Source organism: Neisseria sp. 74A18, from assembly GCF_001308005.1.
Lineage (GTDB): Bacteria > Pseudomonadota > Gammaproteobacteria > Burkholderiales > Neisseriaceae > Neisseria > Neisseria dumasiana.
Genome location: NZ_LGZA01000001.1, coordinates 158,371 through 182,765 on the forward strand (window position 1 = coordinate 158,371; position 24,395 = coordinate 182,765).

25 protein-coding genes and 1 pseudogene are annotated in these 24,395 nt (G+C 52.0%); 20 read left to right on the top strand and 6 right to left on the bottom strand.

What is annotated here, in order from left to right; genetic code table 11:
• Positions 1-381 precede the first annotated feature (381 nt).
• Positions 382-2,148 carry an assimilatory sulfite reductase (NADPH) hemoprotein subunit gene (gene cysI / locus AKG43_RS00715; RefSeq protein ID WP_054598657.1) on the top strand — a complete coding sequence of 589 codons (1,767 nt, stop codon included), beginning with the start codon at positions 382-384 and terminating at the stop codon, positions 2,146-2,148.
• A gap of 68 nt (positions 2,149-2,216) precedes the next feature.
• Here cysI and AKG43_RS12655 read toward each other — a convergent pair whose 3' ends face one another.
• Positions 2,217-2,387: a hypothetical protein gene (locus AKG43_RS12655; protein ID WP_156300589.1), complete on the bottom strand. Its 171-nt coding sequence runs from the start codon at positions 2,385-2,387 to the stop codon at positions 2,217-2,219.
• A gap of 11 nt (positions 2,388-2,398) precedes the next feature.
• On the opposite strand from AKG43_RS12655, the gene cysG reads away from it, so the two are divergent.
• Complete coding sequence (gene cysG, locus AKG43_RS00720) at positions 2,399-3,808, top strand: siroheme synthase CysG (RefSeq protein ID WP_054598658.1); 1,410 nt, start codon at positions 2,399-2,401, stop codon at positions 3,806-3,808.
• 144 nt (positions 3,809-3,952) lie between these two features.
• Here the strand turns inward: cysG and AKG43_RS00725 are convergent, their stop codons facing one another.
• The 4 genes from AKG43_RS00725 to AKG43_RS00740 form a co-directional block, all read right to left on the bottom strand.
• The gene (locus AKG43_RS00725; RefSeq protein WP_054598659.1) at positions 3,953-4,372 is read right to left on the bottom strand and encodes a hypothetical protein; all 420 of its coding nucleotides are present in this window, start codon (positions 4,370-4,372) and stop codon (positions 3,953-3,955) included.
• A gap of 93 nt (positions 4,373-4,465) precedes the next feature.
• The gene (gene holA / locus AKG43_RS00730; RefSeq protein ID WP_054598660.1) at positions 4,466-5,467 is read right to left on the bottom strand and encodes a DNA polymerase III subunit delta; all 1,002 of its coding nucleotides are present in this window, start codon (positions 5,465-5,467) and stop codon (positions 4,466-4,468) included.
• On the bottom strand, positions 5,467-5,946 hold the full coding sequence (gene lptE / locus AKG43_RS00735) for an LPS assembly lipoprotein LptE (RefSeq protein WP_054598696.1): 480 nt from the start codon (positions 5,944-5,946) through the stop codon (positions 5,467-5,469). Before lptE ends, holA begins: the two co-directional genes overlap by 1 nt.
• A 356-nt stretch (positions 5,947-6,302) precedes the next feature.
• Entirely contained in the window at positions 6,303-7,343 is a 1,041-nt protein-coding gene (locus AKG43_RS00740; protein ID WP_054598661.1) for an endonuclease/exonuclease/phosphatase family protein, read from the bottom strand.
• 301 nt (positions 7,344-7,644) lie between these two features.
• On the opposite strand from AKG43_RS00740, the gene hisC reads away from it, so the two are divergent.
• Together hisC and hisB are read left to right on the top strand one after the other, a co-directional pair.
• Positions 7,645-8,724 carry a histidinol-phosphate transaminase gene (hisC, locus tag AKG43_RS00745; RefSeq protein WP_054598662.1) on the top strand — a complete coding sequence of 360 codons (1,080 nt, stop codon included), beginning with the start codon at positions 7,645-7,647 and terminating at the stop codon, positions 8,722-8,724.
• Positions 8,725-8,780: 56 nt separating this feature from the next.
• The gene (hisB, locus tag AKG43_RS00750; RefSeq protein ID WP_054598663.1) at positions 8,781-9,725 is read left to right on the top strand and encodes an imidazoleglycerol-phosphate dehydratase HisB; all 945 of its coding nucleotides are present in this window, start codon (positions 8,781-8,783) and stop codon (positions 9,723-9,725) included.
• A 253-nt stretch (positions 9,726-9,978) separates the two neighbouring features.
• Here hisB and AKG43_RS00755 read toward each other — a convergent pair whose 3' ends face one another.
• Positions 9,979-10,467, bottom strand: a complete 489-nt coding sequence (locus tag AKG43_RS00755) for a thioester dehydrase (protein ID WP_082402920.1) — start codon at positions 10,465-10,467, stop codon at positions 9,979-9,981.
• A gap of 183 nt (positions 10,468-10,650) precedes the next feature.
• On the opposite strand from AKG43_RS00755, the gene AKG43_RS00760 reads away from it, so the two are divergent.
• The 16 genes and pseudogenes from AKG43_RS00760 to misR all read left to right on the top strand — a co-directional run bounded on the left by AKG43_RS00760 (position 10,651) and on the right by misR (position 24,381).
• Positions 10,651-11,394: a beta-ketoacyl synthase chain length factor gene (locus AKG43_RS00760; RefSeq protein ID WP_054598665.1), complete on the top strand. Its 744-nt coding sequence runs from the start codon at positions 10,651-10,653 to the stop codon at positions 11,392-11,394.
• On the top strand, positions 11,391-12,149 hold the full coding sequence (locus AKG43_RS00765; protein WP_054598666.1) for a 1-acyl-sn-glycerol-3-phosphate acyltransferase: 759 nt from the start codon (positions 11,391-11,393) through the stop codon (positions 12,147-12,149). The genes AKG43_RS00760 and AKG43_RS00765 overlap by 4 nt, the downstream gene beginning before the upstream one ends.
• Complete coding sequence (locus AKG43_RS00770; protein WP_054598667.1) at positions 12,146-12,403, top strand: phosphopantetheine-binding protein; 258 nt, start codon at positions 12,146-12,148, stop codon at positions 12,401-12,403. The genes AKG43_RS00765 and AKG43_RS00770 overlap by 4 nt, the downstream gene beginning before the upstream one ends.
• A 10-nt stretch (positions 12,404-12,413) precedes the next feature.
• On the top strand, positions 12,414-12,659 hold the full coding sequence (locus AKG43_RS00775; RefSeq protein ID WP_054598668.1) for an acyl carrier protein: 246 nt from the start codon (positions 12,414-12,416) through the stop codon (positions 12,657-12,659).
• 317 nt (positions 12,660-12,976) lie between these two features.
• Positions 12,977-13,516, top strand: coding sequence for a hypothetical protein (locus tag AKG43_RS00780; protein WP_054598669.1), 540 nt, complete (start codon positions 12,977-12,979; stop codon positions 13,514-13,516).
• 84 nt (positions 13,517-13,600) lie between these two features.
• Positions 13,601-13,828 carry a DUF2798 domain-containing protein gene (locus AKG43_RS00785; RefSeq protein ID WP_054598670.1) on the top strand — a complete coding sequence of 76 codons (228 nt, stop codon included), beginning with the start codon at positions 13,601-13,603 and terminating at the stop codon, positions 13,826-13,828.
• 257 nt (positions 13,829-14,085) lie between these two features.
• Positions 14,086-15,090 carry a Fic family protein gene (locus AKG43_RS00790; RefSeq protein WP_054598671.1) on the top strand — a complete coding sequence of 335 codons (1,005 nt, stop codon included), beginning with the start codon at positions 14,086-14,088 and terminating at the stop codon, positions 15,088-15,090.
• A 64-nt stretch (positions 15,091-15,154) separates the two neighbouring features.
• A complete protein-coding gene (locus AKG43_RS00795) occupies positions 15,155-16,870 on the top strand; it encodes an AMP-binding protein (RefSeq protein WP_054598672.1) in 1,716 nt (571 codons plus the stop codon).
• 412 nt (positions 16,871-17,282) lie between these two features.
• Positions 17,283-17,420, top strand: a pseudogene (locus tag AKG43_RS13620) (excalibur calcium-binding domain-containing protein); the annotation flags it as partial.
• 30 nt (positions 17,421-17,450) lie between these two features.
• Positions 17,451-18,167 (top strand): glycosyltransferase family 2 protein, encoded by a 717-nt coding sequence (locus AKG43_RS00805; protein WP_054598674.1) that lies wholly within the window; start codon positions 17,451-17,453, stop codon positions 18,165-18,167.
• Positions 18,168-18,183: 16 nt separating this feature from the next.
• Positions 18,184-19,128, top strand: coding sequence for a glycosyl transferase family 2 (locus tag AKG43_RS00810; protein ID WP_054598675.1), 945 nt, complete (start codon positions 18,184-18,186; stop codon positions 19,126-19,128).
• A complete protein-coding gene (locus AKG43_RS00815) occupies positions 19,121-19,558 on the top strand; it encodes a thioesterase family protein (RefSeq protein WP_054598676.1) in 438 nt (145 codons plus the stop codon). Before AKG43_RS00810 ends, AKG43_RS00815 begins: the two co-directional genes overlap by 8 nt.
• A 48-nt stretch (positions 19,559-19,606) precedes the next feature.
• Entirely contained in the window at positions 19,607-20,335 is a 729-nt protein-coding gene (locus tag AKG43_RS00820) for a nitroreductase family protein (RefSeq protein ID WP_054598677.1), read from the top strand.
• A gap of 15 nt (positions 20,336-20,350) precedes the next feature.
• Entirely contained in the window at positions 20,351-20,944 is a 594-nt protein-coding gene (locus AKG43_RS00825) for an outer membrane lipoprotein carrier protein LolA (protein ID WP_054598678.1), read from the top strand.
• An 85-nt stretch (positions 20,945-21,029) separates the two neighbouring features.
• Positions 21,030-23,384, top strand: a complete 2,355-nt coding sequence (locus AKG43_RS00830; RefSeq protein WP_054598679.1) for an MMPL family transporter — start codon at positions 21,030-21,032, stop codon at positions 23,382-23,384.
• 319 nt (positions 23,385-23,703) lie between these two features.
• Positions 23,704-24,381 (top strand): two-component system response regulator MisR, encoded by a 678-nt coding sequence (gene misR, locus AKG43_RS00835; RefSeq protein WP_054598680.1) that lies wholly within the window; start codon positions 23,704-23,706, stop codon positions 24,379-24,381.
• Positions 24,382-24,395 lie beyond the last annotated feature (14 nt).

The following is a 24,395-nucleotide window of genomic DNA, read 5'->3' on the forward strand; positions in this document are numbered from 1 at the left end:
AATTTCAAGTGCGGCACTCTGGCAGTAGTGATTGAAACAGATTCGGAAATCAAACACTTGGCGTTTCATAGCCAAGTGTTTTTCTTATTTGGAGCCGTGCCGTTTCATTTAGCAGTCGATGGTGTTTTGAGGCAGCTAAGTTGTTTGGCGATTTCGCTGATGCTGTGTGGCGGGGTAGGTTTCGTTAGTCTTGGGTCAGTTGTGTGTAGTTTATGGCAATTTTTTTCTCTATTGTAAAAAGTTGTCCTCCAAAGCCGAATCCGCTGTTTTATATAACCAATCTTTCTTACATTAAAACCAAGCATTCTTTCCCTTTTTCAGACGGCCTGTGTAGATTTGGCGGCATCATAAAACCAATATCAAGCCGAGGAATATTTATTTATGACTGCCGCCGATCCGCGCGCCAAGTTGCCTGATGCACCATTGGCCGACAACGAACGCCTCAAAGACCAAAGCCGCTATCTCGAAGGAACGATTACGAGCGATCTTTCAGACGGCCTCACCGGAGGGTTTAAGGGAGACAATTTCCAGTTAATCCGTTTTCACGGCATGTATGAGCAGGACGACCGCGACATCCGCGCCGAACGTGTCGAGCAGAAACTGGAACCGCTGAAAAACGTGATGCTGCGCTGCCGTTTGCCCGGCGGCATCATCCAGCCCGCGCAATGGCTGGGCATCGACGAATTTGCCTCCGACCACACCCTTTACGGCTCCATTCGCCTCACCAACCGCCAAACTTTCCAATTCCACGGTGTGCTCAAAGAAAACATCAAACCCATGCACCAATGGCTGCACAAGCTCGGTTTGGATTCCATCGCCACCGCCGGCGACGTGAACCGCAATGTGTTGTGCACCAGCAATCCCGTTGAAAGCGGGCTGCACAAAGAAGCCTATGAATGGGCGAAAAAAATCAGTGAGCACCTGCTGCCGAAAACCCGCGCCTATGCCGAAATCTGGCTGGACGGCGAAAAAGTCGAATCCACCGAAACCACCGCGCCCGCACCGCTGCCCGAAAGTGTGAAAAGCGGCGATGCCACCGAACCCGTGCTCGGCAAAAACTACCTGCCGCGCAAATTCAAAACCACCGTCGTGATTCCGCCGCACAACGATGTCGATTTACATGCCAATGATTTGAACTTCGTGGCCATCGGCGAAAACGGCAAACTCGTCGGCTTCAACGTATTGGTGGGCGGCGGCCTGTCGATGGAACACGGCAACACCAAAACCTATCCCAACACCGCCAAAGAATTCGGCTTCGTGCCGCTGGAAAAAACGCTCGATGCCGCCGCCGCCGTGGTTTCCGTACAGCGCGACTGGGGCAACCGCAGCGACCGCAAAAACGCCAAAACCCGCTACACGCTCGAGCGCGTGGGTGTAGATGTGTTTATCGAAGAAGTGGAGAACCGCATGGGTGCGAAGTTTGAACCTGTGCGCCCGTATCAATTTACTTCGCGCGGCGACCGCATCGGCTGGGTGCAGGGCGAAGACAAAAACTGGCATCTTACTCTGTTTATCGAAAACGGCCGCCTGCTCGATTATCCCGGCCGGCCGCTGAAAACCGGTATGCGCGAAATCGCCAAAGCCCACAAAGGCGACTTCCGCCTCACCGCCAACCAAAACCTGATTGTGGCCAACATCGCACCGGCGGATAAAGACACCATCGAAGAAATCGCCCGCAAACACGGTTTGATCAGCGATGCCGTTTCCCCGCAGCGCGAACACAGCATGGCGTGCGTGTCGCTGCCGACCTGCCCGCTGGCGATGGCCGAAGCCGAACGCTTCCTGCCGCAGTTCACCGACAGACTGGACGCGCTGTTTGCCAAACACGGCTTGCAGCAAGAGCATATCGTGCTGCGCATCACCGGCTGCCCCAACGGCTGCGGCCGCGCCATGATTGCCGAAATCGGCTTGGTCGGCAAAGCGGTAGGCCGCTACAACCTTTACACCGGCGGCAACCGCGAAGGCACGCGCATTCCGCGCCTGTTTAAAGAAAACATCACCGAGCCGGAGATTTTGGACATCATCGACGGCTGGCTGGACGCATGGGCAAAAGGCCGTCTGAACAACGAAGGCTTCGGCGACTTTGCCGTGCGCACCGGCATCGTGAAACCTGTGCTGGATGCGCCGCGCGATTTTTGGGCGGCGTGATTCGAGGGAGTTTGGCTGTACGTTTGAGGCCGTCTGAAAAGGTTTGCTTTCAGACGGCCTCAAACTTTTTAAAGTCCGACTTTGGCTTTTCTATATGGCAAAAGTATCGTTTTTGATCCCCACCCAACCATATAACCAAACACCATAAGCAAAGCAAAAACCGTTCCTTTGGTTGCGGCATAAACCGTTTTAATATTTTCGATAACCAAAGTGGCAGCCAGACCGCCGACCACATTCATAAGGAACCGCCATGAGCCATTATCCGATTTTCGCCGATTTGAAACGCCGTCCCGTTTTGCTGGTGGGCGCAGGGCATGTTGCCGAACGCAAGGCCGAGAGTTTGATGCAGGCTGGTGCGCAAGTGCAGGTGGTGGCAGAAACCCTTAGCGCGCAGTTTGAAACATGGCGTGAACAGAAACGCATTGTGTGGCTGGGTAAATCGTTTCAGACGGCCTTTATAGACGGCGTGTTTCTGGTTGTGGCGGCAACAGACGATGCCGAACTCAACCGTCGTGTATTTGAGGCCGCCGAAGCGCGCGGCACGCTGTGCAATACTGTGGATACGTTGGATTTGTGTTCGTTTATCGTGCCTGCCGTGATTGACCGCAGCCCGATCAAAATCGCCGTGTCCAGCGGCGGCACCGCGCCTGTGTTGGCGCGCTACTGGCGGCAGGCGATTGAAACGCTGGTGCCGTTGCACACCGGCAAAATGGCCGAGATTGCGGGCGAATGGCGGAGCAGGGTAAAACAAGCCGTCCGCACGATGCCCGAACGGCGGCGTTTTTGGGAAAACCTGTTTGCAAGCCGATTCAGTACCTTTGTGGCACAGGGCAACCGTGCCGCAGCAGAAGCCGAATTGTCGGCACGGCTCAGCAATTTAGACACGCCGCGCGGAGAGGTGGTGCTGGTTGGTGCAGGGCCGGGCGATGCGGGTTTGCTGACCATACATGCGCTGCAAGCGATTCAGGCGGCCGATGTGGTGTTGTACGACGCGTTGGTGTCGGACGAAATTTTGGCGATGGTGCGCAAAGATGCCGATAAAATCAGCGTCGGCAAACGTGCGGGCGCGCATCATGTTCAGCAGGAAGCTACCAACCGCCTGCTGGTTCAATATGCGCAGGAAGGCAAGCGTGTGGTGCGGCTCAAAGGTGGTGATCCGTTTGTGTTCGGGCGCGGCGGCGAAGAAGCGCAAGTGCTGGCCGAAGCGGGCATTCCTTACCGCATCGTGCCGGGCATTACCGCCGCACTCGGTGCCACGGCCTACGCGGGCATTCCGCTGACCCACCGCGATTGCGCCCAAAGTGTGTTGTTCATCACCGGCCACAGCCGCCACGACGGCAGCGAACCCGATTGGCGTACACTGGCGTTAAACCATCAAACGCTGGTGGTGTATATGGGCACGCTCAAGGCCGCCGACATTACGGCCAAACTGATTGAATACGGCCGCAGCGCAGACACGCCGGTGGCCATCGTATCCAACGGCACGCTGGCACATCAGAGTGTGCAGACAGGCCGTCTGAAAGACTTGCCGCACATGGCCGAGCAGGCTCCCCGGCCGGCATTAATGGTTATCGGCGAAGTGGTGGCTTTGCGCCAAGAGCTGAAATGGTTTGCCGACAACGAACAGTTTTGCCAAGCTGTGCAAATCCGTGCGGCTTGAGTGTGATTTGAATTTCGGCGGCTTGCTGCCCTGTATGAAAAATGTGTTGATTAACTATATAAATAAGAAATGAAAAAAAGCTGCCTGAAGTTATCAGGCAGCTTTTATGCCGAGCAGGGTGTTACCGGTATAAGGCTCATCCGATCAACGGTGCGGGCGACGCTGGCCTTTCATTTGCTGTTGCGCCATTTGGTTCATTTGTTGGCGGGTAGGGCGGTTTTTCATCATGGCGTGCGCTTCTTCAACCGAGCATTTTTGTGCCATGCACAAAATCGTAATCACGTCTTTTTGCGCTTGGCCGCCGCTGTGATACATGCGGCGCAGGTTGGCTTCGTTTACACGGCCTTTTTCGGGATCAATGTCGAATTTTTTCAAACGCTCGAGAAACTGGCGCTGTTGGCGGCGCGAAGACCAAATCAAACCGAAAACCGTGCCGGCCACGACGGCTACGGCCAGCAAAATGGCAATCGGCCAAGAGTCGGTAAATAAAACAAAAATCAAGCTTAATACCGCGGCAGTCAGCAAAGCGAGACCGCCGAAGCGGAGTTTGGTTTTGTTATCCATACGTTGTGTTTCCTTAAATCAATGCAGTTTATTGCAGGCCGTCTGAAAGTGAGTTTTCAGACGGCCTGTTTGATAGATGGGGGTAATTATACGTTATCCCGCCAAGCCCGTAACCAGATGTTTGAATTCGGCCCAAGCATTGCCGTCTTCTGCTCCCTTGATGATGCGGTCGATGCGGGCGCATTCCTGCAAGGCGGCAAGCAGGCGGTTAATGCTGATGCGTTTGACTGCCGCCGGTGCCAGCGTTTGTTTGTCGCCCCACAAACGCAGGCTGTTGCGCACGGCCTGTAGGCTTTGGCCTTGTTTCAGCGCGGCGGTCAGGCGGATAAGGGTGCGGATGTCTTCGGCCACCGCCCACAGCAGCAACACCGGTTCTTCTCCGTCGGCTTCCAAGCCTTCGAGCAGGCGGGCGACACGGATACTGTCGCCGCTCATCCACGCGCCGGCAAGCTGGAACACATCGAAACGGGCAACATTGGCAACGGCGGCTTCGGCATCCGCCATATTCACGAGATGGCCGGCAGGGTGCAGCAGGGCGAGCTTGTCGATTTCCTGCTTGGCGGCCAAGAGATTGCCTTCTACGCGCTCGGCAAACAAAGCCAGCGCATCGGGTTCGATATTGAGCTTTAAAGCGTTCAGACGGCCTCTTATCCATTGCGGCAGGGCTGCGCCGCTAACGGCTTTAGCCTCGAGCACCACGCCGTGAGCCGCCAACGCACCGAACCATTTGGCCTGCGTTTGGGCGCGTTCGAGTTTGGGGAGCATTACAATGATCACGGTGTCTTCCGGCAGATTTTCCGCCAGCGATTGCAACGCATCGCCGCCGTTTTTGCCGGGTTTGCCGTTGGGGATATGGATTTCCAGCAGCTTCAGATCGGCAAACAAGCCCATGCTGCCTGCAGACTGTAATAATTCGTTCCAATCGAATGAGTTATCGGCGGTATAAACTTCGCGGTTGAGGTAGCCTTGTTGCTTGGCGGCGGCGCGTAAAGTGTCCAAAGCCTCAACGCGCAGTAAATCTTCTTCGCCGTGAATCACATACAGCGGTTTCAACGGCAAATCGGGCGACAGCTGTTCGATACTGATCACCGGCATCAGTCAGCCTTCAAAAAGGTTAGGCGGCGCACGATTTGGTCGGCGGCATCGGCACGCATCTCTGCCCAAATGGTGGCTTCTTCTTCCTGTTTGCCCAGCACTTCGCTGTCGGCATAATCCATTTTGCGTTCGATGAGCACCACGATCGGGTCGCCTTGAGGCCGACCGTTAACGCTGGCTTGGGCTTCTACCCGCAAAGCCAGCAGATATTCGTTGATGTCGGCCGCTCGGGTGATGGTGTAGATGTCGCGGCGGGTTTCGATATGGGTTACGGTAACCGCCGCTTGAGCCTGCGTGGGGGAAAGGGGCTTGCCGTCGGCGCGTCTGAGTGCGTTTTCCAGCGGCTGTTTCATGATTTCCGCACCGGCAACGTGCCAAGAGGTATAAGGCAGAGTGCCGGAGATGCTGCCCGTTCCTTTTAAATGAAAGCCGCAAGCGGCGAGCAGCAATGCGGCGGCGGGTAGAAGTATTTTTTTCATAACGGCTTTCATCGGCTAAAAAACAGCATGGATTATAGCTTATGACCCAAGTGTTTGTCAGGCCGCGCCATTGCTATACAGCCTGCGGTGGCGTTCGGCACAGGCATGAGGCCGTCTGAAAGCATATTTTCAGACAGCCTCATGTGTGTAGGAAATTCTAGCGTTGTTTACACTTTCCGTTTTTTGCATGCAGACCCATTTTGGGATTTTTGAGGGTTGTCAAGAATGCCGAAAGGCACGGCGAAGCCGCATCGTTCTAGAGAATACTCAAAAATCACGAAACCATCATTCCTGCAAAAAACAAAAGCTGTTTGGTATAAAAAGTGTAAATAACCCGACCTTTTCCAACACCCATGCTATTTCAAGCTGTTTAAGTAGGTGTCGGTATCGTCGATGCCTAATTCAATCCACATCGGAAGGTGGTCGCTCATGCGGTAGGTGCGCCAGTCTTTGAAACTGCGGCCGGGCTTGGTTTCTCTTTCCCGGGCATAGGCCGATTCGTCTTCCAGGCGGTAAACGTGCTCGAAGAAGTCGAATACGCCTGCGTTGCCGGTGGGTTTGAGTCTGGCCAGTTGTTTGTAGTAGGCAATTTGGTCGTAATGGCGGTCTTTGGCAACATTGGAGCCGGGAATGTGCTTAAGCTCTTCCGGCACCACAAAACCTGCTTCGGTAATGGCCTGCATGGTAACGTCGTTACGGTTGAAAATATTAAAGTCGCCGAGCATGATGAGGTTGTCTGGTTTAACTTCGGCTCCGGGTGCATATTGGGGCGCACCGGAAAGTTTGGCGGCATGTTTGGCAATGGTTCGGCTGAACGATTTGATTTCGTCGAACCGGCGCGGATCAACCGCTACGCCTTTACCGTAGTAAATATGCACGGTGGCGAGTGTCAGGTAGGCCCAGCCGGCTTTGAAGCCTGCCACATAAGGCGAGCGGGCAAGTTGCAAGGGTTCGGTTTCTGCGTTTTTGTCTTTAGGCAGCACGAGTTCGGCCGCCAAGCCTGTGAAGCTGACTTTGCGACGGTCGTAAAGATACGCCATGCGCTCGGAGTTGCCGGATGTGCCCAAGGTAACATCGGTAACGAGAAACTGCCAATTGTCGCCCAGCAGCCGTTGCAAATGTTGCAGAGGATAAAGGCCGTCGCGCACTTCCTGTATGGAAATCAGGTCGAAATGATTGAGAATTTCGGCGATGTAATAATAAGCCTCTTCGCTGCGGTAACCGTATTTGCCCGAATCAAACTCGCGGATGTTCCAAGTTGCCAAAAGCAGGGTATCGGAAACGGTGCGGGTGGGAATCTGCGCGGCCAATGCGGTACGCAAGCGCTGCAACCCTTCAATGGTGCGGTGGCGTATGGATAGATCGGTAATTTTTTTCAGTCCGGCATAGTAAGTCATAATGGATTCCCTGCGGTGGAGACAAAGTTATCGAACTGTGTTCGGCCCATTCTAAATGAGAAAAGCAATTGTTTGTTAAAAAAAACTATATTATTCTGTTGCAAAACAATAAATTTTAATCACTGTTTCAGAAATCTTTTAAGGCTTCCGATTAAAAAAATAGTGAATTATCTTGAAGAAAATAATATAATGTCATACGAAATTAAATTTTTGATAGAAACTTATAATACATTAACGCAAAACCTCTATAACATTAGCTCCCTACATTTGAAATGATAAATGTGACAAGAGAAAAATTAAGATGACAACCTTATTCGATTTTATCCGGCCGGATATTCAATCTCTCACGGCATATCAGGTTGCCGATTTGCCCGAAGGGTTTATCAAGCTGGATGCGATGGAAAGCCCCTACCATCCCTTTGCAGACAATCCCGCCCTGCTTGACGAATGGGCAGAGCTGATCAAAAAAGCACCCGTCCATCTTTATCCCAACCCTGCTACCAGCGGTTTGCAAGAAGCTTTGCGCAAAGCATTCGATATTCCCCAACAAGCGAAAATTGCATTAGGTAACGGCTCGGACGAGCTGATTCAGCTGCTGACCATGCTGGTGGCCAAAGCCGGCGCATCGGTTTTGGCTCCGGAGCCGGGTTTTGTGATGTACAAGCACAATGCGGCATTGTATGGCATGAATTATGTGGGGGTTCCGCTAAACGAAGATTTCACGCTTGATTTGGCCGCCGTGTTGCAGGCAATCGAACGGCACAATCCCGCTTTGGTATTTGTTGCCTATCCCAATAATCCTACCGGCGTGTGTTTCAAACGTGAAGAAGTGGAGCAGATTATTGCGGCAGCCAAAGGGATTGTGGTTGTGGATGAAGCTTACGGCGCATTCAGCGGCGACAGTTTCCTGCCCCAAGCCGGCAGCATAGAAAATCTGGTTGTGATGCGCACCATCAGCAAAATAGGCTTTGCAGGTTTGCGTATCGGCTACGCTTCGGGGTGCGCGGCCGTTATTGATGAATTGGCGAAAATCGTACCCCCTTACAACATGAACCAGTTGAGTTTGGCGACCGCTAAATTTGCTTTGCACCATGCGGAACAAATCCGCAATACAACAGCCAAACTGAAAGAAGAGCGCGAACGCGTGTTTGCCGCTTTATCTGAAATAGGCCGTCTGAAAGCTTTTTCCAGCGATGCGAATTTTATTACCGTGCGTGTTCCCGATGCTGACATGCTTTACGAAACATTAAAACGACAAAAAATCTTAATCAAAAAACTACACGGGGTTCATCCGCTATTGGAACAATGTGTACGCATTACCGTAGGTGCACCGCACCAAAATGATGCGGTTTTGGCAGTTATCCGCGAACTTTATGCCTGAACCGTTCAGCGGTAATCAGTATTAAACAACCAACAACATTTATTCGGAAAAGAGTTATGAATAAAACGCAACTTCACTTACAAAACTTACACCTTTTAATTAAAGAAGCAGGTTCCATGGCCGAGCTGGCCAGACGCTGCGGTTATGACAATTCGGCGTCGTTATCGCAAATCAAACGGCGTTTGGAACTGCAAAGCGACGATGAAAACGGCCGCGGTATCCGCCCGTCGCTGCTTGCCAAGCTGGAAAACGGCATGGGTAAACGCAAAGGCTGGATGAACCGCGAGCATGATCCTGAAGCCGAACAACGCAAAAAAGCAGAGGCAGCCGCCCGCTTGGCAGAAGGTAAATCCGAAGAGGCGCACATGTATGCCCCCCAGCCTGCATTGGATTTCGAGCAGGCAGAAGGTCGCGTGGCGATTGTGAGCCGCAATACTTATGAAACGCAAATTACGGTTGCCATTAATTTGGATGGAACCGGCCAAAGCCGCTTCGATACCGGCGTGCCTTTTCTCGAACACATGCTGGCTCAAATTGCCCGCCACGGCATGATTGACATGGACATTACCTGCAAAGGCGATCTGCATATCGACGACCACCATTCGGTAGAAGATATCGGTATTACCTTGGGGCAGGCATTGAAAAAAGCATTGGGCGATAAGGCCGGCATCCGCCGTTACGGTCATGCCTATGTGCCGTTGGATGAAGCTTTGAGCCGTGTTGTTATCGATTTGTCCGGCCGCCCGGGTTTGGTTTACAACGTTGAATATACCCGTGCATGGATCGGCAAGTTTGACGTTGATTTATTTAGCGAATTCTTTATCGGTTTGATTAACCACAGCATGATGACGCTGCACATCGACAATTTGCGGGGTAAAAATGCCCATCATCAAGCCGAAACGATATTCAAAGCATTCGGCCGCGCTTTGCGCATGGCTGTAGAATTTGATGACCGTATGCAAGGTCAAACACCTTCTACCAAAGGTACGCTCACAGCTTAAGCAGGCTCGGCCGGATTTTATATTTGAGTGAGAAAAATCCCTTAAATACTTGTGTATTTAAGGGATTTTTGTATGAGGCCGTCTGAAAAAGCCAATGTTGGCAAAAGTTATTTATGGTTGCAACCGGCTTATAAACTTGAGTTTTAATGTGGATTAAGCTGCCGAATCAAGAGAAGATTGTGAAACATTTGATTGTTAATGCATTTATATTGCAAAAATTTTTTCATTCTTAAATGAATTTTGTTTCTTATAATCAGGCGGATTCGGTTTCATTCGGGCTGTAAACATTTAAAGCAGCCTGTAACAGCAAGCCGTCGGCAGGCAACAGGTGCTTTTCGTGTTCGGGGGCATCCGTCCAATGAAGTGTGCAATCAAAAACACCGAATCCTCCTGCATCGCGCATGGACTCTTTAACTTTAACCGTTAATTTGGTGCCTACCGGTACATTGTCGGCAAATAAATCCAACTTACGGGTGCCGAGCAAAAAGCCCAGTTTGACTGCTTCTCCCAAGTTGACCGCATGGCAACCTACCAATGCGCCTATGCCCTGAGCCATGATTTCGATTCCTGACAAACAAGGCAGGCGGTTGTTGCGCAGCAAAATATGGTTTTCACCAACTGAAGCGGTTGCGGTAAGGTAGTCGGCACCATAATCGGAAATGCAGTCGAGCATGACCATCGGGCCGCTATGAGGCAACAACGGGGCGACGTTAGTAATCGGGCAGGCAAGCGGAGTATTCATGGAATATAGTAATCAATGGGGTGGTAATTAAGATGTGGGTGAAAAAATGTTGCGATGTGTTGGAATGAGTGAAGTGTAAAATCATCATTCATGCGACACCTGTATCAGGCGATTATATTGCATTACTGTTTTTTGTTAACACCTTAGGTTAAAATAATCGCCTTTTTTGATGCCGGGAACGCTATGAATCCTTTGTCTCATTGCCACTTTTCTTTCGATATCGCCGATTGGCAGGCTTCGTCGGGAAAGCTGGCAGGTTTGGAAGCTTGGCAGCAATGGGCGGCAGATGCACGGTTTGCCGACACGCAACCCGATTATAAACCCGAGCTGGCTTTTTTACCTGCCATGCAGCGGCGGCGTTTGGGCAAAGCTGCCCGTTTGGTGTGTGATGCGGCATGGAATCTGGCAGAACAGTATCCTGAAAGCGCTTTGGTGTTTGCCTCGCACGACGGCGAATTAAACCGTAGTTTCGAGCTGTGGCTTGAGCTGATGAAAACCCATACCGTATCGCCTACGTCTTTCGGGTTATCGGTACACAACGCGCAAGTGGGGCAATGGTCGATGTTGCGCAAAGATATGCGTGAAAACACCGCTTTGGCGGTGGGCAGCGACGGTTTGGAGACGGCTTTGGCAGAAGCTTATGCCTTGATGCAGGAAGGGGCGCAACAAGTTTTGCTGATAGTGGCAGACGACCCTTTATCGGAAGAATATGCACTCGAAGCCGAACGCGCGCCTATGCCCTATGCGCTTGCAATGTTGTTGAAACCGGGGCGGCAATACAGTTTGTCTTTGTCGTACGGCGAAAAAAGCGATGAAAACCCAAGCTATTGGGGCGCGCTTGATTGGATACGCTTCATGCTTTCAAATCGGCACGAAGAAACCAGATGCTACGGAAAACGCTGTTGGTTGTGGCAGAAAACTTTATGAAGCTATTGAATTATTACCGCCGCTTTGTTGCAACATTGTTCGGATTCATATTGTTCGGTGTGGTGGGCGTGCTGTTTAAAATCGTTTTGCTTCCTTACACCTTGAACGGCACACAAAACGACATCCCGCGTCAAATGCAGGCGCGGCGGCTGATCGGCAGGGTTTGGAAATGGTTTGCGGGCTATTTGGTTTGGTCGGGCGTGTTGACTGTGCGCTTCAACGGTTTGGAAAAGCTGGGCAGGCCGGGGCAGTTGGTGTTGGCCAACCATCCGTCGCTGCTGGACGTAGTGTTGTTGATCGGCCATGTGCCTCAAATGAACTGTATCGTTAAAAAAGATTTGCTGAACAATCCTTCCATGAAAAGCCAGATTCTTGCTACGGGCTATATACCCAACGACGAATCGCTGGAAATGATGGAAGAAGTGGATGCCGTATTCAAAAGCGGGCAAAGCCTGCTTATTTTTCCCGAAGGCACGCGCACGGGTTGGGACGGCCAAATCAAGCTTCACCGCGGTGCGGTATCTATCGGTTTGAGGAGTGCGCGGGTGATTACCCCTGTGTGCATTAAAATGAATCCGCCGAATTTCAAAAAAGGGCAGCCGTGGTATAAAATCCCGCCCCGTACCATACATTATGAAATTACCGTGGGCGACGATATTCATCCGCAAGACTGGCTCGCCGAAAAGCCCCTGCCGATTGCTGCAAGGCGTTTAAATATTTATTTGCAAGACTATTTCACAAGAGAAACAACATGAATTTAGAAACACAAATCAAACAAATGATTATCGACAGCTTGGGCTTGGAAGACATCACCGCCGACGACATCGAAACCGATGCCGCCCTGTTTGGCGACGAAGGCTTGGGCTTGGATTCGGTAGATGCTTTGGAGTTGGGTTTGGCGGTACAGAAAACCTTCGGTTTCCAGCTCGACGGCGAAAAAGACAATTTGCGCGACCACTTTGCCAGTGTTGCAGCTTTGGCCGAGTTTGTCCGCACCCGCCAAGCTTAAGGAGTGAATCATGACCGAACAAGAAATCCGCCGGATTTTAAGCGATGCTTTGGTGAATCTGTTTGAAATCGAACCCGAGCGTATCCAACCTCAAACCAATCTTTATGAAGATTTGGAAATCGACAGCATCGACGCCATCGATTTGATCGACCACATCAAACGCGAAACCGGCCGCAAACTCAAGGCCGAAGATTTCCGCAATGTGCGCACCGTAGAAGACGTGGTACAGGCCGTGTTGAAAATACAGGCAGAATAAGCAGTGTTCAGCTTGTTCTCTAGCCGAAGGGCGGGCATCCTAAGCCCGCCGTTTTGCTATGTGCGGATCGGTTTTCAGACGGCCTTTTTTTAAAGAATAGCAAAAAACAGGTTGAAAGCCTGAGCAGTTCAAGGCCCAGCAGCGCAACGAATACAGGTATATTTAAATGGATAGGCAAGCGGACGAACAGCACACACTGAGAAATGCGCCGCAGATAAGATTGTAGAAAGGTCTTAGGCCGTCTGAAAACGTGTTTTGTCTATTCGATTTAAAAGCAAAAAGCCTATAACGTTCAACAACATTGATTCAAAGCCATTATGAAGATTATCGGCCAAGTTTTGCTCGCCATAGTGAGTATCGCTTACCCGTTATTGTGGTATTACGGCCGCGAACACGGCGCATTTTTCTGGCTTGCCGCCGCCATGTGCGCCTTGTGGCTGATACGCGCCGCGATGCAGAAAACCCGTGCCCAGCAAGCGGGTTCCCTGCTGCTGGTTGCTTTTTTTGCCGTAGTGATTGTTTTCAGACGGCCTGATTCCATGTATTGGTATCCCGTTGCCGTCAGCCTGCTGATGCTTGCCGTGTTCGGTGCCAGTCTGTTTGCTAAACAAACCCTTATCGAACGCCTCGCCCGCCTGCAAAACCCCGATCTGCCGCCCGAAGGTGTGCGCTATACCCGCCGGGTAACGCAAATCTGGTGCGGCTTTTTCATCTTCAACGCCGCCACCGCCGGGCTGCTGGCACTTTCCGGCCGGTATGATTGGTGGGCGGTTTATACCGGCATGGTTTCGTATATCTTGATGGGGGTGTTGTTTGCGGGCGAGTGGCTGTACCGCAAAGCGGTGTTGAAAGTTTGAGGCCGTCTGAAAAAAGATGATTGTGTTTTCAGGCCGGTATCCGGATAACATGCTATGGAAAATTAAAATAGAAAAGGAACAACGATGAAAAAATTACCGAAAAAATACGCAGGTTTGGCATTTTCTTTCTACGCTTCTGCCATTATGGTGTTTATCGTAAGCGGTGTGCTGGTGGCATTGAACACCGGTATAGATGCGGGTTATTTCGCCCGTTTTATCAAGGCTTATATCATCACTTGGCCGATAGCTTTCGTGAGCTTGTTGGGGGTGCGGCCCGTGGTGCTGAAGTTGGTGGAGTGGTCGGTGGAGTAATTGCAACCGTTTCGCTGCTTGTCGGTTTTGTATTGATATAGATTTATTTTATTGATATAGATTTATTTTGCTGTATTCGGCTTCGGCCTTTTTGCTGAATCCCGTTTTTCTATACTGTGCGTGCTTTCAGACGGCCTCATGCGGCAAGGATGGGTAGAGAAGAGATAAGCCATAAAATAAGCGATATAACGAGCGATAAAATAAGCGGTATAATTTAATGTCTCAATTTGTGCCGCCTGAACATCAGGAAACCCGCCATGAAGCCGCCTTTCATCATCACCAATCATATTCTTAACTTGATGGTTGAAATTTCACACATTATCGGCCGTCTGCAATTTCAATACGAGCGGAATCTGCATTTGCGCAAAGAAAACCGCATCCGCTCGATTCAATCGTCTTTAGCTATTGAAAACAATTCGTTAACCATAGAGCAAGTAACCGATATCATTAACGGCAAACGGGTGTTGGGTAGCCCGAAAGAAATTCGGGAAGTAAAAAACGCTTATGACGCTTATGAAGAAATCTTGAATTACAACCCATACAGCATCAATGATTTTCTTAAGGCACACGGTTTGTTAACCGAAGGCATTGTTGGTCGGGCGGGCGGTTTCCGCCATAAAGATGTGGGTATTTTTGCCGCCGACGGCACATTGCTGCACATGGGCGCACGACCGCAGTTTGTGCCCGATTTGATGGAAAAACTGTTTGCATGGGCAGAAAGCGACGATACACCCATGTTGGTAAAAAGTGCCGTAGTGCATTACGAAATCGAAATGATACATCCGTTTGAAGACGGAAACGGCCGCATAGGCAGGTTATGGCAAAGCGTGATGTTGAGCCGATGGAACCCCTTGTTTGCGTGGATACCCGTCGAAACAATGGTGTACAGCAACCAGCCGGGCTATTACCGTGTTTTGGCCGAGGCTGATAAAGCCAACGATTCAACCGTATTTGTCGAATTTATGCTTGATATGGTTCTGCAAACTTTGAAAACTTACACGTTTGATTCAATAAGCGATATGGCCGGTGTCAAAATCAGCGAAAAGGCCCGCCAAGCCTATTTGCCGATACGCAGCTACCTTGAAGAAAACACGGAAATTTCCAACAGTCGGGCGCAGCAACTGACCGGAAAATCAGCGGCAACCGTTAGAAAATATCTGGTGGAATTGACCGAAGCCGGCTTGTTGGAAGCGGTGGGAACGGGAAAAGGCAGGGTTTACCGTTTAGTGCGGGATTTGAAATCAAAGCCGTTTGATAACTGAATTTCATGTCATTTAGGTGTTGAATTGCCGCCTGATCATGCAATCAAAAACAGTGATTTAAACCATGAATACACTCACTAATATATTGCTTCCAAATACACTTTCTAACAACTTGATTGCCACCAACCCCGATTGGACGCGCGCCGATTTCAACCGCGCCGTTATCTGCCTTTCAGGCCGTCTGAAAACGCAAAACGTGCAAACCGCCGCTTTGTGGTTTGAAGATGCCGCGTTTTTTGCCTGCACGGTGCTGGCGGCGTGGCATGCAGGGGTGAAGGCGTTGTTGCCGCCGAATTTGGCGCGGGATAATGTGGATTGGGGCAATACGGCGGATGTGTGGCTGACGGATGCGCCGCATGAAAAAGCGTTTTCAGACGGCCTTCACGCGAATAAGGTTTACAACATTCCTGCGGTGTTGAGCGACATGCCGTCTGAAATCACGATGCCGGATAATCTGTTGATTCCCGCCGATGCCGAAGCCTGTCTGAAAACGTCCGGCTCGACCGGCGGGGCGCAGGTGATTGTGAAAACGGCGGCTCAAATGGAAGCGGAAGCGTTGGCTTTGGCAGAGGCCGTTCCTTTCGGGCGCGACCATCCGGCGGTTATCGGCAGTGTCAGCCCGCAGCATATGTATGGATTTACCTTTCGCTTTACACTTGCGCTCACGATGGGTTGGACGATGGTGCGTCCGCAAAATGTGTACCCCGAAACGCTGTTGGCAGCCACCGCAGCTTGCGGAAAATGCGTTTGGATTGCCAGCCCGGCGGTGTTAAACCGCTTGGGCGAAGCCCGCAATTGGCAGGCGGTGGGCGGCAAAGTAGCGGGGATTGTATCGGCTGGCGGCGCATTGCCCGCAGCAACCGCCGATTTGCTCGAAAAGTACGCCGTACGTCCTTTTGAGATTTACGGCAGCACCGAAACCGGTGTGATTGCATCGCGCCGCCACAGCACCGAATGGCAGCCCTTTGCCGCCGTGGAAATCGGGCAGGACGAAGACGGCGCGTTGTGGGCGCAATCGCCGTGGACAAACGGCCGTTTCCAAACCGCCGACATGGTGGAAATGCAGCCCGAAGGCTTTTTATTGCTCGGGCGGAAAGACCGGATTATCAAATTTGAGGACAAACGCGTGTCATTAAACCAAATCGAACACGACCTGCTGGCGCATGAATGGATTGCCGATGCCTATTGCGGCCAGCACCCGCAACACAAACGCCCCGCCGTGTGGGCAGCGTTGAATTCAGACGGCATCCAAGCCTTGCAGGAGCAGGGACGGGCGGCTGTGGCGGCGGCGTTGAAAAAACATCTTGCCGCCACGCAAGATACGGTTGCCCTGCCGCGCTACTGGCGTTTCACAGATGCCTTGCCGCGCAATGCCCAATCCAAAATCACGGCTGCGGATTTTCAGACGGCTTTTACCGAAGCACAAACTGCGCCCGTTTGGAAAGAAAGGCCGTCTGAAATTGCCGCAACCTATATGTTTGAAGGCCGCGTACCGTTGGATTTGGTGTATTTCGGCGGCCACTTCGCCGCATTCCCGTTGGTGCCGGGTGTGGTGGAACTGCAATGGGTGCGCGATTTGGCCGGACGGTTTGAATGGGGCAAACAAAGCATCATCCGCGTGGAAAACCTGAAATACCAACAATTCCTGCGCCCGCATCATGAAGTGTTTGCAGAGCTGAAATACGATGCGGATAAAAACAAACTGACGTTTAAGTTGGAAAACCATGAAGCTGTGTGTGCTTCGGGGCGGATCGTGTTTGGGGCGTTTGAGGCCGTCTGAAAAATGCTTTGCCGACTACGTCGGGCTATTTGTAGGGGCGGATTACATATCCGCCCGCTATATGAATTTCAACAATAGGTATTGAGATTTAACAGCGGCTTCACACGTAGTTGGATAAATAACATTCCAGCCTTGCCAAGTATAGGGCGGATATGTAATCCGCCCCTACATCTCAATGTTGGAGTTGTTATTATATTGTTTTGTATAAATAATTTAGCATTAATAAAATACATGAAAGGGTTGGCGTATGCGTAAATTCATTCTTTTGCTGGCTGCGGTTGGCGGTTTATGGCAGTTGTGGGGAAAGGATGCCTATAACCAATGGCAAAACAAACCGGAAGTATTGTCGAACATTACTAAACAGCTGCCTTTAAAATCTCCATCTACGCAAGCTGATAAAGAAAAAAGCAGATTTACTTGCGACGGCAGAACGCATTGTTCGCAAATGACTTCCTGCGAAGAAGCCAAGTTTTTCTTACAGAATTGCCCTAACACAAAGATGGGCGGAAACCACGACGGTGTACCGTGCGAGCGCCAGTGGTGCCGTTAAGTTTTATTTCATATTGCCTGAATGTTATCCATGAAAACCCTAGCCCTAATTCCCCACTACAACCACCCCACAACCATCACCCAAGTTACCCAAGCCATGCGCGGGTTCGGGTTGGATGTGCTGATTGTGGACGACGGTTCGCGGGCGGACTGCAAACCGGTATTGGACGCTTTGGCGGAGCAGGACGGCATTGATGTTGTGTACCGGCCGGTTAACGGCGGTAAAGGCGCGGCGGTAAAAGCGGGGTTGAAGTACGCCGAAGAACAGGGCTATACCCATGTTTTACAGGTGGATGCCGACGCGCAGCACCGTTTGGACGACACGGCCAAGATGTTGGAAGCGGCGCAGGCAAACCCCGAAGCGGTGGTGTGCGGCTGGCCTCAATACGGCAGCGATGCGCCGAAAGCGCGGCTCTACGGGCGTAAAATCACCGATTTTTGGAACATGGTGCATACGTTTTCCACCGATATAAAAGACGGCATGTGCGGTTTCCGCCTTTATCCGCTTGCCCCTGTGCTGGCCGTGGTGCGTGAAGAACGGGTGGGCGACCGCATGGATTTCGACACGGAAATCCTTATCCGCCTCTATTGGCGCGGCGTGAAACCGGTGTGGATTAAAACGCCGGTGAAATACGAAGCCGGCGGCGTGTCGCATTTCCGCGCGTTTGACGATAATGTGCTGATCAGCAAAATGCACGCAAGATTGTTTTGCGAGATGGTGTGGCGGCGGTTGGGCGGAAAGCTGTGAGAGGCCGTCTGAAAATATGAAAAAGGATACGAAAGCAAACGCGCATTGGGCCGCGCAAAACGAACGCGGCAACCGCCTGTTTTTGGGCATTACCACGCTGATGGTGAAATATCTGCCTGCGTTTCTGATGAATCCGTGTATCGGCTTTGTGGTGCTGTATTTCTATATCACGTTGCCCAAGCAGCGGCGCAATATCGCACGCTACCAGCGGCGGCTTCAGACGGCCTTTCCCGATGTGCGCCTGCCGCAAAGTATGCCGGTGTTTCGGCAGTTTGTGGCGTTTGGCGAGGCGGTGTGCGACCGTTTTGCGGTGTGGCAGCGCACCATCCGTTATGAAGATTTGGTGGTGGAAGACCCTGATAATATTTATGCCGACATGGAGCAGTGCAATTCGCGCGGGCAGATTTTTGCGTGTTCGCATGTGGGCAATGTGGAAATCTGCCGTGCGTTGGTGTCGCATCATCAGGGCTTCAGGCTGAATGTGTTGGTGCACAGTCGCCACGCGCAGGCGTTTAACGAGGCGTTGGCCAAAGCGGGGGCGGATGAAATCCAACTGATTCAGGTAACCGATTTGGATGCGGCGGTGATGATGGAGCTGCATAAGCGCCTTGATGCGGGCGAGTGGATTGCCGTCGCCGCCGACCGCATACCCGTGCGCGGGGAAAAAACGGTGACGGTGGATTTTTTGGGTGCGCCGGCAGAAATGCCGCAAGGGGCGTGGTTGTTGGCCGGTTTGTTGAAAACGCGGGTAAACACGCTTTTCTGCGTTAAGCAAAACGGGCGTTATCATCTGAAACTGCGGCGTTTTTTGGATACGGCCGATTGGAAGCGCAGTGAGCGCAGCGCAGCGGTACAGGCGGCGGCGCAGGGTTTTGCAGACGTATTGGCACGCGAATGTGCGCAAAATCCGCTGCAATGGTTTAATTTTTACGATTTCTGGAACGATGAACACAATGGCTAAACATGTTTATTGCCGCCACAGTATAGAATTGGAAGTGCCGTTTTTCGATGTCGATGCCATGCATATCGTGTGGCACGGCCATTATGTGAAATATCTCGAAGTGGCGCGTTGTGCGTTTCTCAGTGCCATCGGTTACGATTATCGGGAAATGGAGCGGCAGGGTTTTATTTGGCCGGTGGTGCAGATGAACCTGAAATATGTGAAGCCCGCCCGCTTCGGCCAAAAAATCCGCGTGGATTTGGCGGTGGTCGAAATCGAAAGCTGCCTGCGGATTGACTATACGATTGCCGATGCCGAAAGCGGTTTAAAGCTCACGAAAGCCGGTACCACACAGGCAGCGGTGTCGCTGCAAAGCGGCGAGATGCAGTTTGAAACCCCTCAAAGCTGGTTGGAAGCGGTAAGAAGCCATCCGACGTTTCAGGCCGTCTGAAAACGAGATTCCGGCGTGGGCGGCGAATTTAAGTATCAAGGAACCATCATGACTCTTTCCGAAATGCTCCGGCACCGCCGTACCGTCCGCCATTACGATGCCGATAAAACCTTAAACAGCAGTAAAGTGCGCGAATGCCTCAAGCTGGCTCAACTGGCACCGAGCAGCTCCAATATGCAGCTTTACGAGTTTTACCATATCAGCAACCCCGACACCCTTAAACAACTTGCCCGGGCATGTTTGGGGCAGGGGGCTGCCGCAACGGCGCAGCAGATGGTGGTATTCGTTACCCGCCAAGATTTATACCGCAAGCGCGCACAAGCCGTGTTGGATTTCGAGCGCGGCAACCTCAGCCGCAACAGCCCGCCCGACAGACTCCCCGGCCGTCTGAAAAAAATGGAATTTTATTACGGCAAACTGGTGCCGTTTATCTATGCCCGCGGTTTCGGCTTGGTGGGTTTGTTGCGCCAAATAATCGCCCGCAGCATCGGCCTGTTCCGCCCGATTGTGGTCGATGTTTCAGAACACGATGTGCGCACGGTTGTTCACAAAAGCTGCGGCTTGGCGGCGCAAACCTTTATGCTGGCGATGGCCGAACAAGGTTACGATACCTGCCCGATGGAAGGCTTGGATACCCGAATGGTAAAGCGCATTCTCAAATTGCCGCGCGGCGCCGAAATCAATATGATTGTTTCCTGCGGCATACGCAAAGAAAACAAAGGCATCTGGGGCGAACGCTTCCGCCTGCCGTTTGAAGATGTTTACCGCGAAATTTAAGCAAGAAAGAACACGATGAAAAAACCGATATTTGCTGTTGCCTTAACCGCATTCAGCCCGCTGTTGTGGGCATTTTCAACCGCCGAACTTTCCCAAACCCTGCAAAAACCCGACAACGTGCAAGGTGCGTTTACCCAGCAGCGTTATCTCAAATCGCTCAGCAAACCGATGACCACCAACGGCCAATTTGTGCTGGTGCCCAAACGCGGCCTGCTGTGGCACATGCAAAAGCCGTTCGACAACCGCCTGCGCGTGCGTTCAGACGGCATCATGCAGTGGAACGGCAAAAACTGGGTTGCCGCCAACACAAGCAAAATGAGCGGCCAAACGCAGCAAATCAAACTGTTTCTCGACTTGCTCGGCGGCAACACGCAAGGGCTGGAAAAGCAGTTCAACCTGCAACTTTCCGGTACGCAGCAAAAATGGACGCTGCGTTTAGACCCGAAAACCGCCCTGATGAAACAGATCTTTACCCGCATCGACATCAGCGGCGACGATGTGGTGCGCCGCATCGAGTTAAACGAAAAACAAGGCGACCGCACGGTTATGCAGTTTAACCGGATTCAAACAGGCAAAGAGTTGGATGTCTTTGCCAAACAGGCGTTGTAAGCGGTTTGCCGTTGCCGGTAACTGCCGATACCGCCGTTTTTTATATTTTCCGCCTGTTTAACTGATGGCCATATAAGGAACTTTCATGTTCGATTCAATCCGACGCACCTATACTGCGCTGATGGCGTTATTGCTGGGTTTTCTGCTGTACAACATGGCGGCCGGTTCGTGGTTGCAAACCGACCTTACGGCATTGTTGCCGCAGGAAAAACAGCCCGATGCTCTGTTGCAGGCGGCGGATGCGGCCAACGAAAAACAGCTTAATTCGCAGGTTGTATTGTTGGCGGGCAGCAGCGATGCGCAAACGGCTTTTCAGACGGCCGCGGAGATTGCGGAGCTGTGGCGGCAAAGCAAGGTGTTTGCCGAAGTCGACAGCAGCATCACACCCGATTTGGCGCAGGTGCGGGCGGACATTCAGAAATTGGGTTTGGCCGTGATGCCGTCTGAACAGCGGCGTTTGTTGTTCGAGCAGCCCAAGCAGTATTTTCAGGAGCGTGCAGAGGCGGTGGTGAACCCTTTTGCCGCTCCTTCGCCGTTAACGCCGGATCAAGATTGGCTCGGTTTGGGGCGTTTTGTTACCGAACGCGCCCGCCCGCAAAGCCGTTTGCAGTGGAATGCAGACAACGGCATGTTGTTTACCGAAGACGGGCAGGGAAAAACTTGGGTTTGGCTGCGCGGCAGGCTGCCCGATAACAACAATATCACCAATGCCAGCGAAGCGTTGCTCCCGCTGTTGGCAAAAAGCCGCGATTTGGCGGCACAACGCCAAACCGAAACCTTGAGTGCGGGCGGGGCGGTATTTGCAGCCGCCGCTAAAGCACAGGCACAACGGGAAAGCAGGCTGATGGGGAGCATAGGGCTGCTGCTGACGTTTACATTGTTGCTGTGGGTGTTCCGCAGCATGCGCGTGTTTTGGCTGGTATTGCCGTTGGCCGCCGGTATGGTTACGGGTTTGGCTGCGACTTTGTTGATGTTCGGCGAAGTGCATATTCTCACCATCGTAATCGGCACCAGTTTGGTGGGGATGTTGGTCGATTTTCCGCTGCATTGGCTGGCACCGTCGGTGTTCCGTCGTGCCGAAGAACGCTATCACGGCGTTTCAGACGGCCTGTGGCGGCCTCAAGCCGCCATGCGCCATGTGATGCCGACATTTGCCGTGAGCCTGTTTATCACGGTTTCCGGCTATGCGTTTTTGTGGTTTACGCCTTTGCCCGTATTACGGCAAACGGCGGTATTTTCAGGCTTTGCATTATTGGGCGCGTTTGGTGCAACGGTGTTATGGCTGCCGGTATTGTTCAAACACTATCCAGTAAAAGACCTGCCTTTTGCCGGCAAAGTGGAGAAATGGGGCGGGTTTTTATCCAAGGTAAAAAAACGCCTGCACAGGCGCGGTTGGTGGATAGTGGGCGGTATTTTGCTGGCCGTCGGGCTATGGCGCAGCGATTGGCGCGACGATATCCGCCAGTGGGTAAATATGCCGTCTGAACTGCTTGCACAGGCACAGCAGATCAGCATTTTGTCCGGCACCGATTTCAGCGGGCAATACTTGGTGGTAGAAGCACAAAGCGAAGATGCGTTACTGCAGAAAAACGCAGAAGTCCGCCAAGCTTTGCAACCCTTGATTACGCAGAAAAAATTGGCGGGCATTCAGTCGCTCGACCAATGGCTGTTGCCCGTAAGCGAACAGCAAAAACTGAAAAACCGTTTGCACGAGCTGGCGAGGCTGCCCGATGCGTGGCAACCCATGCAGGAAATAGGCGTGCCGCGCGCTGCCTTGCGCCAAGCTTTGAATCAGGCAGCCGCTTCTCCCGCACTCACACTTTCAGACGGCCTCAAGCCCGTGCTGGCCGAAGCATGGCGCCCGCTCTATCTGGGCCAACCAGAAAAAGGGCGGTTTGCTTCCGTTATCCTTTTGAACGGCATGGATGAACCGGCTGCGGTTCAAACCGCCGTACAAGGCTTGAGCGGGGTACATTGGGCCGACAAACGTGCCCATTTGAACGAGCTGTTTCACGAAACCCGCAATCAGGCCGCATGGCTCAAATTGGCTTCCTATACTTTGGCATGGCTGTTGTTGTGGCGCATGTTCGGCAGCAGGCGCGGAACCAACATTCTGGCCGTGCCGTTGGCCGCTGCGGTCGCTACGGTAGCAGTATTGGGCTGGCTGGGTATTCCCGTAAGCCTGTTTGCCATGTTCGGCCTGCTGTTGGTTTCAGCCGTTGGTGTGGATTATGCCGTATATGCGGTTGCGGTCAAGCATTCCGCCCCCGCACGCTTGGGCGGCATGATGTTGGCCGCATTAACAACGGGAATATCGTTTATATTGCTGGGCATGAGCAGCACCCCGGCCGTTTCGGCTTTCGGCTTAACCGTGGCAGTCGGCGTCATTTTTAACATAGTGTCGGCAGCGTGGCTGCTTGAAAAACAGCCAAACCGTTAAAGCGGCACGCCGGCAAAACAGCTTTTTGATTGCATGGATATGTGTATGGCTTGAAATCGGCGCCAAGCGAACCATATTAGCAAAACAGGCCGTCTGAAAGGTATGGCCGGTTTATTATGGCAACAATAAACCGCACCGGCACCGAGCAAAAACGGCCGATATTCCAAATGAATTGTAAAGACCGCTGTCTGCATTGCAAAAAAGCGCAAAAGCATAGAAGCAGATGATATGGCGAGCGGGATTTGCATGTTAAGATTTAACCATTGCGGCTGCATAACCGCAGCCACCCACTATACTATAACCGTGTAAAGGATAGACCATGAGTCGCGTATTATTGGTAGATGATGATGCTCTATTAACCGAGCTGTTAACCGAATACTTAACGGCAGAGGGTTTAAATGTACACAGCGTGCCCGACGGCGAAGCCGGTGTGCAGGAAATTTTATCGGGCCAGTACGATGTGGTCGTGCTGGATTCCATGATGCCGAAAATGAACGGTTTGGATGTATTGAAAAACGTCCGTAACCAAAGCACGGTTCCCATTATCATGCTGACTGCAAAAGGCGACGATATCGACCGCATTATCGGTCTCGAAATGGGTGCCGACGACTATGTACCCAAACCCTGTACTCCGCGCGAATTATTAGCCCGTATCAATGCCATTTTGCGCCGTGCGCAACAATCCGGCGAGCAAAGCAGCAGCCCCAACAGCATCGCCGTAAGCGATGTGGTGCTTTATCCTGCCAAACGCCAAGCCACCATTAAAGACGTGCCTTTGGAGCTGACCAGCACCGAATTCAACCTGTTGGAAGTGCTGATGCGTCATGCCGGTCAGGTGGTCAGCAAAGAAACCTTGTCGGTGGAAGCACTCGACCGCAAACTGGCCAAATTCGACCGCAGTATCGACGTGCATATTTCGAGTATCCGCCACAAACTGGGCGATGCTTCCCTGATTCAGACTGTGCGCGGTTTGGGTTATTTGTTTGTGAAAAACTGATAAAAGATAAAACA